The sequence below is a fragment of the Spiribacter sp. 2438 genome (assembly GCF_009676705.1).
Taxonomy (GTDB): domain Bacteria; phylum Pseudomonadota; class Gammaproteobacteria; order Nitrococcales; family Nitrococcaceae; genus Spiribacter.
Map to the genome: position 1 here is coordinate 924,260 of NZ_CP046046.1, position 13,868 is coordinate 938,127.

General features: G+C 63.9%; 16 protein-coding genes. 2 read left to right on the plus strand and 14 right to left on the minus strand.

Translation table 11 applies throughout. The annotated features are described in order from the left end of the window. Window positions 1–3: 3 nt before the first annotated feature. Genes thrC through alaC form a run of 3 tightly spaced genes read right to left on the minus strand, consistent with a single transcriptional unit; the run spans window position 4 to window position 3,653 of the window. Window positions 4–1,140: a threonine synthase gene (gene thrC, locus GJ672_RS04690; protein WP_154296122.1), complete on the minus strand. Its 1,137-nt coding sequence runs from the start codon at window positions 1,138–1,140 to the stop codon at window positions 4–6. Then, the gene (locus GJ672_RS04695; RefSeq protein ID WP_154296123.1) at window positions 1,137–2,447 is read right to left on the minus strand and encodes a homoserine dehydrogenase; all 1,311 of its coding nucleotides are present in this window, start codon (window positions 2,445–2,447) and stop codon (window positions 1,137–1,139) included. Before GJ672_RS04695 ends, thrC begins: the two co-directional genes overlap by 4 nt. A gap of 15 nt (window positions 2,448–2,462) precedes the next feature. Beyond that, a complete protein-coding gene (gene alaC, locus GJ672_RS04700) occupies window positions 2,463–3,653 on the minus strand; it encodes an alanine transaminase (protein WP_154296124.1) in 1,191 nt (396 codons plus the stop codon). Between the two features lie 167 nt (window positions 3,654–3,820). Here alaC and GJ672_RS04705 point away from each other — a divergent pair, with 167 nt between their 5' ends. Further along, window positions 3,821–4,234 carry an Mth938-like domain-containing protein gene (locus GJ672_RS04705; RefSeq protein ID WP_154296125.1) on the plus strand — a complete coding sequence of 138 codons (414 nt, stop codon included), beginning with the start codon at window positions 3,821–3,823 and terminating at the stop codon, window positions 4,232–4,234. Here the strand turns inward: GJ672_RS04705 and GJ672_RS04710 are convergent. Genes GJ672_RS04710 through surE form a run of 4 tightly spaced genes read right to left on the minus strand, consistent with a single transcriptional unit; the run spans window position 4,209 to window position 6,905 of the window. Beyond that, window positions 4,209–4,970 carry a peptidoglycan DD-metalloendopeptidase family protein gene (locus GJ672_RS04710; protein WP_229381959.1) on the minus strand — a complete coding sequence of 254 codons (762 nt, stop codon included), beginning with the start codon at window positions 4,968–4,970 and terminating at the stop codon, window positions 4,209–4,211. The genes GJ672_RS04705 and GJ672_RS04710 overlap by 26 nt on opposite strands. Further along, on the minus strand, window positions 4,919–5,497 hold the full coding sequence (locus GJ672_RS04715; protein ID WP_154296127.1) for a YqaA family protein: 579 nt from the start codon (window positions 5,495–5,497) through the stop codon (window positions 4,919–4,921). The genes GJ672_RS04710 and GJ672_RS04715 overlap by 52 nt, the downstream gene beginning before the upstream one ends. Further along, complete coding sequence (locus GJ672_RS04720) at window positions 5,497–6,126, minus strand: protein-L-isoaspartate(D-aspartate) O-methyltransferase (protein ID WP_154297029.1); 630 nt, start codon at window positions 6,124–6,126, stop codon at window positions 5,497–5,499. Before GJ672_RS04720 ends, GJ672_RS04715 begins: the two co-directional genes overlap by 1 nt. Window positions 6,127–6,152: 26 nt before the next feature. Beyond that, window positions 6,153–6,905, minus strand: coding sequence for a 5'/3'-nucleotidase SurE (surE, locus tag GJ672_RS04725; protein ID WP_154296128.1), 753 nt, complete (start codon window positions 6,903–6,905; stop codon window positions 6,153–6,155). Window positions 6,906–6,975: 70 nt separating this feature from the next. On the opposite strand from surE, the gene GJ672_RS04730 reads away from it, so the two are divergent. Continuing rightward, window positions 6,976–7,512 carry a Smr/MutS family protein gene (locus GJ672_RS04730; RefSeq protein WP_154296129.1) on the plus strand — a complete coding sequence of 179 codons (537 nt, stop codon included), beginning with the start codon at window positions 6,976–6,978 and terminating at the stop codon, window positions 7,510–7,512. On the opposite strand, the gene truD is transcribed toward GJ672_RS04730, so the two are convergent. Genes truD through GJ672_RS04765 form a run of 7 tightly spaced genes read right to left on the minus strand, consistent with a single transcriptional unit; the run spans window position 7,498 to window position 13,825 of the window. Continuing rightward, a complete protein-coding gene (truD, locus tag GJ672_RS04735; protein WP_195759562.1) occupies window positions 7,498–8,559 on the minus strand; it encodes a tRNA pseudouridine(13) synthase TruD in 1,062 nt (353 codons plus the stop codon). The genes GJ672_RS04730 and truD overlap by 15 nt on opposite strands. Further along, the gene (gene ispF, locus GJ672_RS04740; RefSeq protein ID WP_229381960.1) at window positions 8,556–9,050 is read right to left on the minus strand and encodes a 2-C-methyl-D-erythritol 2,4-cyclodiphosphate synthase; all 495 of its coding nucleotides are present in this window, start codon (window positions 9,048–9,050) and stop codon (window positions 8,556–8,558) included. Before ispF ends, truD begins: the two co-directional genes overlap by 4 nt. Further along, on the minus strand, window positions 9,047–9,766 hold the full coding sequence (gene ispD, locus GJ672_RS04745; RefSeq protein WP_154296131.1) for a 2-C-methyl-D-erythritol 4-phosphate cytidylyltransferase: 720 nt from the start codon (window positions 9,764–9,766) through the stop codon (window positions 9,047–9,049). The genes ispF and ispD overlap by 4 nt, the downstream gene beginning before the upstream one ends. Then, window positions 9,750–10,031, minus strand: a complete 282-nt coding sequence (locus GJ672_RS04750) for a septum formation initiator family protein (RefSeq protein WP_154296132.1) — start codon at window positions 10,029–10,031, stop codon at window positions 9,750–9,752. The genes ispD and GJ672_RS04750 overlap by 17 nt, the downstream gene beginning before the upstream one ends. After that, entirely contained in the window at window positions 10,032–11,336 is a 1,305-nt protein-coding gene (gene eno, locus GJ672_RS04755) for a phosphopyruvate hydratase (protein WP_154296133.1), read from the minus strand. It abuts the gene before it with no gap. Continuing rightward, window positions 11,337–12,188 carry a 3-deoxy-8-phosphooctulonate synthase gene (gene kdsA / locus GJ672_RS04760; protein ID WP_154296134.1) on the minus strand — a complete coding sequence of 284 codons (852 nt, stop codon included), beginning with the start codon at window positions 12,186–12,188 and terminating at the stop codon, window positions 11,337–11,339. Beyond that, entirely contained in the window at window positions 12,185–13,825 is a 1,641-nt protein-coding gene (locus GJ672_RS04765; RefSeq protein ID WP_154296135.1) for a CTP synthase, read from the minus strand. Before GJ672_RS04765 ends, kdsA begins: the two co-directional genes overlap by 4 nt. Window positions 13,826–13,868 lie beyond the last annotated feature (43 nt).

Genomic DNA, 13,868 nt, shown 5'->3' on the forward strand with positions numbered 1-13,868 from the left:
CCGTTATTCCAGCCGCTCGAGAATCGCCCGCCGCACTGAATCCGAGTCGGCATCCACCGTGCTGACCGCCGCTTCCGCGTGACGCTGGGCCACATCCGGGTCTTTCAGGCCGTGTCCGGTGAGCGTGCATACCACCGTGCTGCCCTCTTCGATGGCGCCTGACCGTATATCCTTGAGCGCGCCCGCAACGGACACCGCGGATGCCGGCTCACAGAAAATCCCTTCACGACTCGCCAACAGCCACTGGGCTTCAAGGATGGCTTCATCGCTGAACTCGTCGAACCAGCCGCCGGACTCCCGCGAGGCCGTGTGAGCCTGACTCCAGCTCTGCGGTGCGCCGATACGGATGGCGGTGGCGACGGTTTCCGGCTGGCTGACCGGTTCGCCGCGCAGAAACGGAGCGGAACCACTGGCCTGATAGCCGACCATGGTGGGTCGGCTGTTGGTGACACCCTGGTGAAACCGGCAGTCTCCCTGGCAGAAGCTGCAGGCCTCGGTGCCATGATCGGTGGGTGCGAGGGCCATTTCCGAGTAGCCCATCCAGTAGGCGGTGATATTGCCCGCATTGCCCACTGGCAAGCAGTGATAATCCGGCGCCCGCCCAAGGGCTTCGCAGATTTCGAAGGCCGCCGTTTTCTGGCCCTGCAGTCGATAGGGGTTTACCGAGTTGACCAGGCTCACCGGCGCGGACTCGGCCATCTCCTTGACGATGCGCATGCCGTCATCAAAGTTACCGCGAATCTGCAGCACGGTGGCCCCGTGCATGATCGCCTGAGCCAGCTTGCCCATGGCGATCTTGCCATCGGGAATCAGGACGAACGCCCGGATGCCTGCGCGCGCTGCATAGGCCGCCGCTGACGCGGAGGTATTGCCGGTGGAGGCACAAATGATGGCCTCGCTGCCCTCTGACACCGCCTGGGTGACCGCCACGGTCATCCCCCGATCCTTAAATGAGCCCGTTGGATTAAGACCTTCATACTTGACGTAAAGCGCCAGATCCGGAGCGAACTCCCGGGTCAGATTATCGAGCCTGATGAGGGGAGTATTGCCCTCACCCAGACTGATGGGTCGGGCATTGGCCGCCAGGGGCAGACGATCGCCATAGGCTCCGATCAGACCCGTGTATCGATCGCCGTTCATGCCAGTGTCTCCACGCGAATGCGGATGACCGAGCCGTGAATGGCCTCAAGCGCCTCGATCCGTTCGCAGGCCTCGTTCATCCGCGACTCCCTGACCCGATGGGTGAGCAGGATCACCGGGACCGTTTCGGCGCCCGGCGCGGGCTGCTTCTGAATGACCGCCTCGATGCTGATGCCCGCGCGGCTCAGAATGCCCGTGATTTCCGCCAGAACACCGGGTTCGTCCTGCGCTTCCACCCGAAGGTAGTAAGCGGTTTCGACGGCATCCATGCCTACCACGGGTTCATCGGAAAGCGAGTGCGACTGAAACGCCAGATAGGGAACGCGGTTCTCCGGCTCCAGGGTGAACTCGCGAACCACGTCCACAAGGTCGGCAACCACCGCGGAAGCGGTCGGTTCGGCGCCGGCACCCGCGCCGTAGTAGAGGGTAGGCCCCACAGGATCGGCGCTCACCATCACCGCGTTCATGACGCCATCCACATTGGCTAGAAGTTGGCGCTCCGGCAGCAGTGTGGGGTGCACGCGCAGCCCGATGCCGTCTCCTTCCCGGCGACAAATGCCGAGATGCTTGATCCGGAATCCCAGCTCCCGGGCATAGGCGACGTCGTCGGTGCTGATTTGTCCGATCCCCTCCATGTAGACCTTGTCGAATTGCAGCGGAATACCGAAGGCAATGGAGGCAAGAATGGTCAGCTTGTGGGCGGCGTCCACGCCTTCCACGTCGAAGGTGGGGTCGGCTTCAGCGTAGCCGAGTCGCTGTGCCTCGGAGAGCACGTCGCCAAACTCCCGTCCTTCGTAGAGCATCTCCGAGAGGATGAAGTTGCTGGTGCCGTTAATGATGCCTGCCAGCCACTGAATGCGGTTGCCCACCAGCCCCTCGCGGACCGCCTTGATAATGGGAATGCCGCCGGCCACCGCGGCTTCGAAGCCCACGGTTACGCCTTTTTCGCGGGCGCGGGCAAAGATTTCATTGCCATGCAGGGCGATCAACGCCTTGTTGGCGGTGACCACGTGTTTGCCCCGCTCGATGGCGCGCAGGGTCAGTTCCTTGGCCAGATCAGTGCCACCAATCAGCTCAACGATGATTTCCGTCTCCGGATCATCCACCACGGCAAAGGCGTCATATTCGAGCCGGATATTCTCGGTCGAGCAGGTCCTGGGGCGATCGGGATGTCTGGCTGCCGCATGGACAACATCCACCGGCCGACCCGCCCGGCGGGTAATTTCATCCCGGTTGCGCTCGAGCAGATTGACCGTGCCCCCACCGACGGTGCCCAATCCGAGCAGACCTACCTTTACCGGCTCCAAAATGTTTCTCCCTGATTACGTGGTGTGACCGTCCCGGCGGAACATCTGCTTGATGCCCCGCACGGCCTGACGTGTCCGATGTTGATTCTCGATGAGTCCGAACCTGACGTGCTCATCCCCATACTCGCCGAAACCGATGCCCGGCGACGCGGCCACCCCGGCATCCTTGAGCAGTTTCTTGGAGAACTCGAGGGAACCCATCTCCCGGTAGGGTTCCGGTATGCGTGCCCAGACGAACATGGTGGCGCTGGGCCGACTGACAGGCCAGCCCGCTGCTTCAAGGCCGTCACACAGCACATCACGACGGGCCTGATAGGTGTCGCGGATCTCCTGCACGCACTCCTGGGGCCCCTCCAGCGCGTGAATGGCCGCCACCTGGATCGGCGTGAACATGCCGTAATCCAGATAGGACTTCATCCGGGCCAGTGCGGCAATGACCTTGTCATTGCCGCAGACGAAGCCGACCCGCCAGCCGGGCATGTTGTAGCTCTTTGACAGCGAGAATGACTCAACCGCCACCTCCCGCGCTCCCTCGACCTGCAGGATGGACGGCGCTTCGTAGCCGTCATAAACCAGATCCGCATACGCGAGATCATGGACCACCCAAATGCCGTGCTCCCGGCAGATCGCGATCACGCGCTCGAAAAACCCCAGGTCAACGCATTGGGCGGTGGGATTGGCCGGGAAGTTGAGGATCAGCATCTTCGGCTTCGGCCAGGTGTCTTTGATGGCCTTCTCCAGCTCGCTGAAGAAGTCGCCGCCCTCCACCAGAGGGACATGCCGGATATCGGCTCCGGCGATGACGATGCCGTACGGGTGAATCGGGTAGGCAGGGTTCGGCACCAGCACCGCGTCGCCCGGGCCAAGGGTGGCGAGCGCCAGGTGGGCCAGCCCTTCCTTTGAGCCAATGGTGACGATGGCCTCGGTCTCGGGATCAAGGGCGACGTCGTAGCGCCGATGGTACCAGCGGGTGATGGCCCGCCGTAGCCGCGGGATCCCCCGGGAAACCGAATACCGATGAGTATCCGGGCGCTGGGCCGCCTCGACGAGTTTCTCGACGATATGCGGTGGTGTGGGCAGATCGGGATTGCCCATGCCAAAGTCAACGATGTCCTCGCCCCGCGCTCGCGCCTGTGCCTTGAGCTCGTTCACGATGTTGAACACGTAAGGCGGCAGGCGCTTGATGCGCTGGAATTCCTCGTTCAAGGGTGCACCCCGAGCAGCTATAAAGTAAGTTGGCAGACGCTAGGCCACTAGCCTTCCAACATGATAACCGGTGAACGCTAAAACTGCCCCCGGCAAGTGTCAAATCGCGGCCCCTGAAGCCGCTTGCCAGGTTGCCCGGGGGAGAGGATTCTCGCTATCGTGCCAGCATGAAGATGAGTCTTGACGGCGCCGAAGGCGTTTATCGAATCCTCGGCTACAGCGATGGCGAGATTCGCATTAATGATCAGCGGCACGGCGAAAGCCTGCTGGTCAGCCCGGATACCCTGGTGACCGAGTGGGGACCGGCGTCCATGGAAGCATTGACCCGCACCCATCTGGACAGCGCGCTTGAGCTCAATCCCGAGGTGATTCTTCTCGGCACCGGCTCGACCCAGGTGTTCCCGGACCGGGAACTGATGCGCTCGTTGCTTCAGTCCGGCATCGGACTGGAGATCATGGACACCGCTTCGGCTTGCCGGACCTACAACATCCTGATGTCCGAAGGGCGGCGGGTGGTAGCCGCGCTCATCCTCGACGGCGCCGAGGAAACCGGTCTCAGGGCAGATAGCTCGCCGGATTGACGGCGGATCCCTGCTGACGCACCTCAAAGTGGAGCTGGCCCTCCCGGCCCGCGGTGTTCCCGACCCGGGCAATGGCCTGCCCGCCACTGACCCGGTCGCCCTCGCCCACCAGCAATTCGCGGTTGTAGCCGTAGGCCGTCAGGAACCGGTCGTTATGCTTGACGATCACCAGATTGCCGTAACCCCGCAGGCCGTCACCGCTGTAGACCACCCGGCCGTCTGCGGCGGAGACCACCTCGGCACCCGGTTCCGCCTGAATGCTGATGCCCCGCTTTCCATCGGCGTTGGCGTTGAAGGAGCGGACCACGTCACCCTCCAGGGGCCAGCGCCAGGCAATCGGGCCGCTGGCCGCGTCACTGCTTGCTGCTGAGGTAGTGCCCGCCGACCGGGCGGCGGTGGGCGCGGCACTGGCGGCCTCGCCACTGCCACCTGCGGAGGATAGAGCCAACTGCTGGCCGGGATAGATCACGAACGGCGAATCAATGTTGTTCCATCGAGCCAGATCGCGGAAATCCAGCCCATGCTGCCAGGCGATCTGATAAAGCGTATCGCCCCGCTGTACCACGTGGACCTGTTCCGCCGGGATCACCCGATCCATGCGCCGCAGCTCGCGATCACTGTCGTAATCGAACTCCGTGCAGCCGGCAACCATCAGCGCCGCGAACAGCCATACCGCCAGCCGCGTTAGCGGGTGAGGATAAAGGCGGCGACAATCAATATCAGGACGGACAACCAACCAATGCGCTCCGTGTAACGCCTCAACCACGGCTCCAGACGGGGGCCACCCCAGGCCAGGAGACCGGCAACCAGAAAAAACCGGGCGCCGCGGCCAATCAGTGAAGCAACAATGAACGGCAGAAGCAGAACCGCCATGGCGCCCGCGGCAATGGTGAAGACTTTATAGGGGATCGGTGAGAATCCGGCCACCAGCACCACCCAGAACCCCCAGTCGGCAAACCACTGTTGAGCGGTGAGATAGGCGGGTTCATGCCCGACTTCAATAATAATTGGCATGACCAGTTCAAGGGCAAGCGCGCCTATGAAATAGCCGAGTACCCCGCCGGCCACGGAAGCCACGGTGGTAATCAGGGCAAACCGCATGGCCCGGGACGGACGCGCCATGCTCATTGGCGCGAGCATGACATCCGGTGGAATCGGGAAGAACGACGATTCGGAGAAACTGATGACACCCAGCAGCCAGGGGGCGCGACGGTGCGCTGCCCAGCGAAGCACCCGCTCGTAGAGCCAGGTGAATGGGCTCATTACTGAACGCCCGGGCGCATGGGCACAAAGGTCACCGGTTCGATGCCTTCTTCCACCAGAGCACCGTCCTGCCGTCGGTAAATCCGCAATTCCTGCACCTCACCGCCCACCGGGGCCAGGAGTTCGCCGCCCTCCTTGAGCTGTTCAAACAGGGCAGTCGGGATGGTGGGAGTCGCAGCGGTGAGAAGAATCGCGTCGTAAGGTCCGGCCGTTGACCACCCCTCGTGCCCATCCGCCAGCCGGCTGCGGATATTGGTCAGGCCGAGGCGTCGGAAGAGCTCCCGGCTGCGTTCGTGCAGCGCACGGATTCGCTCGACGGTGTAAACCTGGCCGACCAGCGCCGAGAGCACCGCCGCCTGGTAACCGGATCCGGTGCCGATCTCCAGCACCCGCTGCGGCATCCCGTGGCGAATGACAATCTCGGTCATCCGCGCCACGACGAATGGCTGGGAGATGGTCTGGCCGTGACCGATTGGCAGGGCGGTGTCTTCGTACGCCCGGGTAGCGAGGGCTTCGTCCACAAAAAGATGCCGGGGAATGTGCCGAATGACGTTAAGCACATGCACGCTGCGGATACCGGCATCCCCAAGGCGCCCGGCCAGTCGCTCCCGGGTGCGGTCCGATGTCATCCCGATGCCGCCCAGGCCATTGCTGTTCACCGCTCGATTCCTCCTATCCAGCCAGAGATCTGGTCAAGCGCAGGATAGCGGGTCAGATCGACCTCGATGGGTGTGACGGAGACAAAATGGCGGCGCACGGCGTCGAAATCCGTGCCGGCGCCGGCGTCCTGCTCGGCACCGGGTGGGCCAATCCAGTACACCGGCCGCCCGCGGGGATCCTGCATGGCAATCGCCGCTTCGGCGCGATGACGCTGTCCAAGTCGGGTGGCTTCGAATCCCCTGACCTGATCCCAGGGAATATCGGGGACATTGATGTTGAGAATGGTGTCCGCCGGCAGTGGATCATCCCGCAGTCGTCGAATCATCCGCCGGGCCACCTCGGCACCGGTCTGATAATGGGTTGGGTCGGGGCCCACCAGCGAGATGGCGATGGCCGGCAGCCCCAGGGACCGTCCCTCCATGGCGGCGGCCACAGTGCCGCTGTAGAGCACATCGTCACCAAGATTGCCGCCGGCATTGATCCCCGAAACCACCATGTCCGGAACCTCGTCCAGCAACCCGGTGATCGCCAGATGGACGCAGTCTGTCGGCGTGCCATCGACCCGGTAGATCCCTTCACTCATTTCCACGGCGCGGATCGGGTATTCGAGGGTCAGCGAGTTACTGGCGCCGCTGCGATCACGTGACGGTGCTACCAGCACCACACCGTCTTTTTCGAGCAATGTGTCTCGAAGGGTTCGTATACCGCGGGAATCAAACCCGTCATCGTTGCTGACCAGAATCCTCATATCGCTCTCTTGTCGAACTGTGTATTAGCCCGTGTACTATACCGATCAATGCGCTTTGCGGGAGCCAGCCATGCACGATGAAGATCCGGACACCGCTTTGTTCCGGGCGGCCATGTCCGACGTGCGGCCACTTCGGCATCGTCAGCGCGCGGAGCTGAGGCGGCGCCGTCCGCCACCGATTCCCGGGCAGCGGCATGCCGATGATCGGGCCGTGCTCCGGGAACTGGCGGAGGGCGAACGCGACGGCAGTGCCCTGGGCGCGGAAATGGGGGAAGCCCTGGCCTATGCGCAACCCGGCCTTCAGAAACGCACGCTAAAGCGTCTCCGCCGGGGTGAATTCAGCGTCATGGCCGAGCTGGATCTTCATGGCCAGACGGTGGAGCCGGCCCGCCGCCTGCTCCATGATTTCCTCAATGAGTGTCGTCAGCGCCATCTCGGCTGTGTTCGGGTGATTCATGGCAAGGGACGCCGCTCCAGCAATGCAGGCCCCGTGCTCAAGGGCCAGGTCGATCGGTGGCTGCGCCAGCGGGATGACGTGCTGGCCTTTTGCTCGGCCCGCCCGGTAGATGGCGGTACCGGCGCGCTGTACGTGCTACTCCGGCGCTGACCAGTTCACCACTTCCCGGAGCACCGTGGTGGCGTAGCCACCCGGTGGCAGGGTGAACTCCAGCACCAGCTGGTCGGGCTCGGGTTGATGCCAGCAAAGACCGCTTGGCAAAAGGCGCAGCGAGCGGCGGCTGGCCTCCAGCTTCATTTCGGCAAGCCAAGCGGGGACGTCCCTCATGGCGCCCAGCGCCTGCGCCTCGTGCTCCATCAGCGATGGCTGGAGTTCCATATTGCCGCCGGGACGACCCGGCAGCGGCCCGGTGGCATGCAGCTCGAGGCCCGCGGCGCGACGCTGCAGCCGTCCCGGTGATTCCCGCGTTGCCGGGAATACGCTACCGCGTCCGTCGAGAATCACGACGTCATCCCCGGCGGGCCGGTTCCAGGACCGGTCTGCCACCCGTGCGGCCAACACGCGGTTGAAGCACTCACTGCGCAACGTCGAGAGCAGCATCCCCCGTTCGCTGCGTCCGCGCGGCCGTGCTCGCGGGTCACCATGACTCCAGGCCATGGCGCGTTCCAGGTTGCGGCCATCCCGCCCGAATCGTTGCGGCCCGAAGTAATTGGGGACCCCCTGAAAGGCAATGCACTTCAGCCGCTGCTCGAGGGCTTTCCCCGAGACTTCCAGATCCCGCAACACCAGCCGGAACCGATTGCCGACATGAGCACCCACCCGCAACTTGCGCCGGTGCCTGGCTACAGCCAGCAGGTGCATTCCTTCCTCCACCGCCCCCACCGGCGGGAGGCTGGCATCCTCGGGCCACGGCAAGGTCAGCCACTGGCGTGTCACGGCCTGACGATCCTTGCGACCGGCATAACCGATATTTTTCGGGGAGACCCCCCAATAACGGGCAAGGCGCCGAATCGCCTCGGCGGTGGCGAGATCGCGCTTTTCTACGTGGATCAGCAGATGCGGGCCATCGCCGGTGGCCCTGAAGCCGAGCTGTTCATGAACCTGGAAGTCGGCGGGCGTGGACGCCACCACCGCGGTGCCCAGGGGCGCCCCCCAGGCCCGCAGCCCCTTAATGGGTGATATCGGCGGGGCGCTCACGCCCGGTCCGCGGCGGGTCGGTCCACCATGATCACGGCCATGGCGGCGATGCCTTCCTCCCGACCGGTAAACCCCATCCATTCCAGGGTGGTGGCCTTGACGTTAACCGCCTCCGACCCAAGCGCCAGATCACTGGCCATATTGGCCATCATCGCCGGCAGAAAGCTCTGCAGTTTCGGGCGCTGGGCAATGAGTGTGGCATCCACATTCACGACCACCGCCCCCTGCTGTCGAACCATTGCCACCACCCGACGCAGCAGGTCACGGCTATCCGCACCGCGCCAGGCGGCATCCGTGTCCGGAAAATGCTGGCCAATGTCACCGAGGCCCATGGCACCCAGCAAGGCATCGGTAACGGCATGCAGCAACACGTCACCATCGGAATGGGCGGCCAATCCGCGCTCGAAGGGGATATCCACGCCGCCCAGTATCAGCCGGTGACCCCCCTCCAGGCGGTGCGCGTCGACCCCCTGCCCGATTCGCAGACTCACCGGTGTTCCCCGGCGTTGCACCCCAGGATGGTCTCCAGCCATCGGCGATCACTCTCCCAAGTGTATTTGATATTGGTCATCGGTGACTGAACCAGCAGGGGGCTCGCCCCCATTTGCTCCATGGCCTGGGATTCATCGGTGACCTCCGTCTGCTGGCGTTGACTGAACTCCAGGGCGTCAATGAGGCGTCCGAGGGGGAATAGCTGCGGCGTCATGGCCTGCCAGAGCGATGCCCGGGAAACCGTGTCGGCCACCCGGCCCCGGTCATCGGCCCGCTTCAGGGTGTCGCGCACCGGGACGGCGAGCAGCCCGCCGTCGGGATTGTCATCCACCGCCTCCACCAACCGAACGATATCCGCGGTCTGCACCGCCGGCCGGGCGGCATCATGGACCAGCACCCGATCCTGATCGGTCGCACCCAGGTCTCGGAGTGCCCGCAGCCCGGCGCTGACTGAATCCACCCGGGTGGCGCCACCGATGCAGCCATGGACTCGGGGGTCCCAGGTCCCGTCAAGCTGCCCCCCTCCGGCATCCGATTGGGCGGTCACCACCATGACGCCCTGCAACGCCGGCACCGCCAGCACAGCGCGAAGCGACCAGTCCAGAACCCTCTGACCGGCCAGTTCGTGGTGCTGTTTGGGTAAATTGCCGCCCATCCGTTGCCCGGCGCCGGCGGCGGCGATCAGGCCCCAGAGCCGGCTACCGGGCGTCTTCATCGATCACCAGGTAAAAACGCTCCTCCGGGCCGATAAGCCCCAGGTCGCGCCGTGCGCGTTCCTCGATACTGCCCTGCCCGCGGCGCAGATCCGCCACGTCCGCGGCCAGGGCCCGGTTGCGCTCGTCCAGCTGCTGGTTGGCCTGACGCTGCTCGGCGACCTCGGCATGCAGGCCGATGGCCACCGGGATGCTGCCATCGCCGGTCCACAAACGCGTCTGCAGAAGGAGAAGCAACAGCAGCAGTCCGGCGCCGGCCCAGCGCATTCAGCCGGCCTGCGCACCCAGGCTGCGTAGATTCGGGAAGGCGTCGGAGCCGGCATAAACCGCGGCATCGCCGAGTTCTTCCTCAATTCTCAACAGCTGGTTGTATTTGGCTACCCGGTCGGACCGGCAGAGCGAGCCGGTTTTGATCTGGGTGGCGGTGCTGGCCACGGCCAGGTCGGCGATGATGGTGTCTTCCGTCTCGCCGGAGCGGTGAGAAACCACCGCCGAGTAGCCGCTGGCATCGGCCATTGCAATGGCGTCCAGGGTTTCGGTCAGGGTACCGATCTGGTTGAACTTGATGAGAATGGAGTTGGCGATCCCGCGATCGATGCCTTCCTGAAAAATCCGGGTGTTGGTGACAAAAAGGTCATCTCCGACCAGCTGGACGCCATCCCTGACCTTGCCGGTCAGCGCCGCCCAACCATCCCAGTCGTCTTCCGCCATGCCGTCCTCGATGGAGATAATGGGATAGCGGGTGGTCCAGTCTGCCAGGACATCGGCGAAGCCCTCGGCATCGAAGCGGCGCCCCTCCGAGGCGAGATGGTACTCACCGTCCTCGAAAAACTCGGAACTGGCCGCGTCCAGGGCAATCCATACCTGCCGGCCCGGGGTGTAGCCCGCTTTTTCGATGGCCTCGATAATCACCTCGATGGCCGCCTCATTGGATGGGAGATCCGGCGCGAAGCCGCCCTCGTCTCCCACCGCGGTGGACAGCCCCCGACCGGACAGCACTTTTTTCAGCGCATGGAAGATTTCGGTCCCGCAGCGCAGGGCTTCGCTGAAGCGCGTGAAGCCCACCGGCATGACCATGAACTCTTGAATATCAACACTGTTGCTGGCATGGGCGCCGCCGTTGAGGATATTCATCATGGGCACCGGCAGACGGTAACCGGCATCGGGGGCCAGGTAGCGGAAAAGCGACTGGCCACTCGCGTTGGCTGCGGCCTGCGCGACGGCCAGCGAGGTCCCGAGTAGGGCATTGGCGCCCAGGCGCCCCTTGTTGTCCGTCCCATCCAGCTCGATCAGGCGCCCGTCCAGCTGGCGCTGGTCGGTGGCGTCCATGCCGGCAATGGCCTCATTAATGACTCCATTGACGTTTTCAACCGCCTGACGAACTCCTTTGCCCATGTAGCGGTTGGCGTCGCCATCCCGCAGTTCAACCGCCTCCCGTGCACCGGTGGACGCCCCGGATGGCACGGCCGCTCGGCCCACGCTGCCATCACTCAGGGTTGCCTCGGCCTCGAGGGTGGGGTTGCCGCGGGAATCGAGGATCTCGCGGGCATGGATTCGTTGGATGGTCGCCATTCAGTCACTCCTTTGGTGTTTTGATTCTGCATATCCGTGGTGTTTGACCACGGCGTCCAGCTCCATGAGGGTGTCCAGCAGCTCTGCCAGGTGGCCAAGGGGCCAACTGTTCGGGCCATCGGACCGTGCCTCGTCCGGGCGGGGGTGCGTCTCCATGAACAGTCCGCTGATGCCGGCGGCCACCGCGGCGCGCGCCAATACCGGCACATGCTCCCGCTGTCCCCCCGAGGCGTGCCCCTGCCCCCCCGGCAACTGCACCGAGTGGGTGGCATCAAAAACCACCGGAGCGCCGGTGTCCCGCATTACCGCGAGACCCCGCATGTCCGCCACCAGGTTGTTGTACCCGAAGCTCACACCGCGTTCGCAGACGGTGATGCGCGAATTGCCGGTGGCGCGGGCCTTGTCCACCACATTGGTCATGTCGCCCGGGGCCAGGAACTGCCCTTTCTTGATATTGACCGGGAGATTGCAGCGCGCCACGGACTGGATGAAGTCGGTCTGGCGACACAGAAACGCCGGCGTCTGCAGCCAGTCCACCACCGCCGCGACCTCATCGAGCGGCGTGTACTCATGGACATCGGTCAGCACCGGCACGCCCAGATCCCGACGGACAGTCTCGAGGACCTCCAGACCCTGATCCAGACCCGGGCCCCGGTAGCTGGCCGCCGAGGATCGGTTGGCCTTGTCGAAGGAGGCCTTGAAGACAAAGGGGATACCCCGTTGCCGGGTCATCTCCACCAGGTTGCCCGCGATCTCCAGGGTCAGCTCCCGACTCTCGACAACGCAGGGCCCGGCGATCAGGAACAGCGGCTGATCGGGCCCGATGGATTGCCCGGCGACCTGCAGCGTCATGAGTTGCCCTCTCGACGTTGACGATGGGCCAGCGCGGCCTGGATGAACCCCGTGAACAGGGGATGTCCGTCACGCGGTGTCGAGGTGAATTCCGGGTGGAACTGACAGCCCACAAACCAGGGATGATTCGGCAGTTCAACGGTCTCGGCCAGATGGCCGTTGCTTGACCAGCCCGAGATCACCAGCCCCGCTTCGGTGAGTGATTGCTCATAGCCATTATTGAACTCGAAGCGATGACGATGGCGCTCCATGATTCGATCGCGACCATAAATCTCGTGGATCAGGCTCCCGCGGACCAGATCGCTGGGTTGAGCCCCCAGGCGCATGGTGCCGCCCAGGTCGGACTGCGCATCGCGATACTCTTTCAGTCCCTCGGCGTTCATCCATTCGGTGATCAGACCGATAACCGGGTGCCGGGGATGGGTCAGGAACTCGGTACTGTGCGCGCCTTCAAGCCCGGCAACCTGCCGGGCGAATTCGATCACCGCCACCTGTAGCCCGAGGCAGATGCCGAGATAGGGGATCCCCTCCGTTCGGGCGTAGCCCGCCGCGGCGATTTTGCCCTCGATACCGCGCTCGCCGAAGCCTCCCGGCACCAGGATGGCATCCACGTCACTGAGGGCGGTGGTCCCCTCGCGCTCGATCGCCTCGGAATCCACGTAGCGGATATCCACTTTCTGTCGGTTGTGAATACCGGCGTGGCGCAGCGCCTCGTTCAGTGACATGTAGGCATCGGCGAGGTCCACGTATTTACCCACCATGGCGACCCGGACCGTGCCCTCCGGGCGTTCCATGGTTTCAACCACACGATCCCAGTCGCTGAGACTGGCCGGCGGGAGCTCCAGCGCGAGTTTTTCGGCAACAATATGATCCAGGGATTGCTGGTGCAGCATGGCCGGGACTTTGTAGATGTTGTCCACGTCCAGCGCCGTGATCACCGCCTGGGATTCCACATTGGTGAAAAGCGCGATTTTGCGGCGCTCTTCCGGCGGAATGGGCTTGGTGGCACGGCAGACCAGAATATCCGGCTGTATACCGATGGAACGCAACTCCTTGACCGAGTGCTGCGTTGGCTTGGTTTTCATCTCGCCGGCGGCGCTGATCCATGGCAGTAGCGTCAGATGAATGTAGAGGCAGCGCTCCCGCCCAAGCTCCGCGCCCATCTGCCGGATGGCTTCGAGGAATGGCAGGGACTCGATATCGCCTACGGTCCCGCCAATCTCGACCAGGGCGATGTCGGCGTGCCCGGCACCACGCTGAATACAGGATTTGATCTCGTCGGTGATGTGGGGAATCACTTGCACCGTGCCACCGAGATAATCCCCCCGCCGTTCCTTGCGGATGACATTCTCGTAGATTCGGCCGGTGGTGTAGTTGTTGTCCTGGCTGGCGCGCATGCGAACGAACCGTTCGTAATGGCCCAGGTCCAGATCGGTTTCGGCGCCGTCGTCGGTAACGAATACCTCGCCGTGCTGAAACGGGCTCATGGTGCCGGGATCCACATTGATGTAGGGATCCAGTTTGACCATGGTGACTTCCAGGCCTCGGGCCTGAAGGATACTACCCAGGGAGGCGGCGGCGATGCCCTTGCCCAGAGAGGACACCACACCGCCGGTGATAAAGATGAAACGTGTCATGAATACCGTCGGCCTACTGGCGTGTAGCGCGGGCAGGAGGCCT

Excerpts from the sequence above, each read along its gene's own strand:
- thrC (WP_154296122.1), bottom strand. The coding sequence starts at position 1,140 with ATGAACGGCGATCGATACACGGGTCTGATCGGAGCCTATGGCGATCGT.
- GJ672_RS04705 (WP_154296125.1), top strand. The coding sequence starts at position 3,821 with ATGAAGATGAGTCTTGACGGCGCCGAAGGCGTTTATCGAATCCTCGGC.
- GJ672_RS04715 (WP_154296127.1), bottom strand. The coding sequence starts at position 5,497 with ATGAGCCCATTCACCTGGCTCTACGAGCGGGTGCTTCGCTGGGCAGCG.
- GJ672_RS04720 (WP_154297029.1), bottom strand. The coding sequence starts at position 6,126 with ATGACATCGGACCGCACCCGGGAGCGACTGGCCGGGCGCCTTGGGGAT.
- surE (WP_154296128.1), bottom strand. The coding sequence starts at position 6,905 with ATGAGGATTCTGGTCAGCAACGATGACGGGTTTGATTCCCGCGGTATA.
- GJ672_RS04730 (WP_154296129.1), top strand. The coding sequence starts at position 6,976 with ATGCACGATGAAGATCCGGACACCGCTTTGTTCCGGGCGGCCATGTCC.
- ispD (WP_154296131.1), bottom strand. The coding sequence starts at position 9,766 with ATGAAGACGCCCGGTAGCCGGCTCTGGGGCCTGATCGCCGCCGCCGGC.
- GJ672_RS04750 (WP_154296132.1), bottom strand. The coding sequence starts at position 10,031 with ATGCGCTGGGCCGGCGCCGGACTGCTGCTGTTGCTTCTCCTTCTGCAG.
- eno (WP_154296133.1), bottom strand. The coding sequence starts at position 11,336 with ATGGCGACCATCCAACGAATCCATGCCCGCGAGATCCTCGATTCCCGC.
- kdsA (WP_154296134.1), bottom strand. The coding sequence starts at position 12,188 with ATGACGCTGCAGGTCGCCGGGCAATCCATCGGGCCCGATCAGCCGCTG.
- GJ672_RS04765 (WP_154296135.1), bottom strand. The coding sequence starts at position 13,825 with ATGACACGTTTCATCTTTATCACCGGCGGTGTGGTGTCCTCTCTGGGC.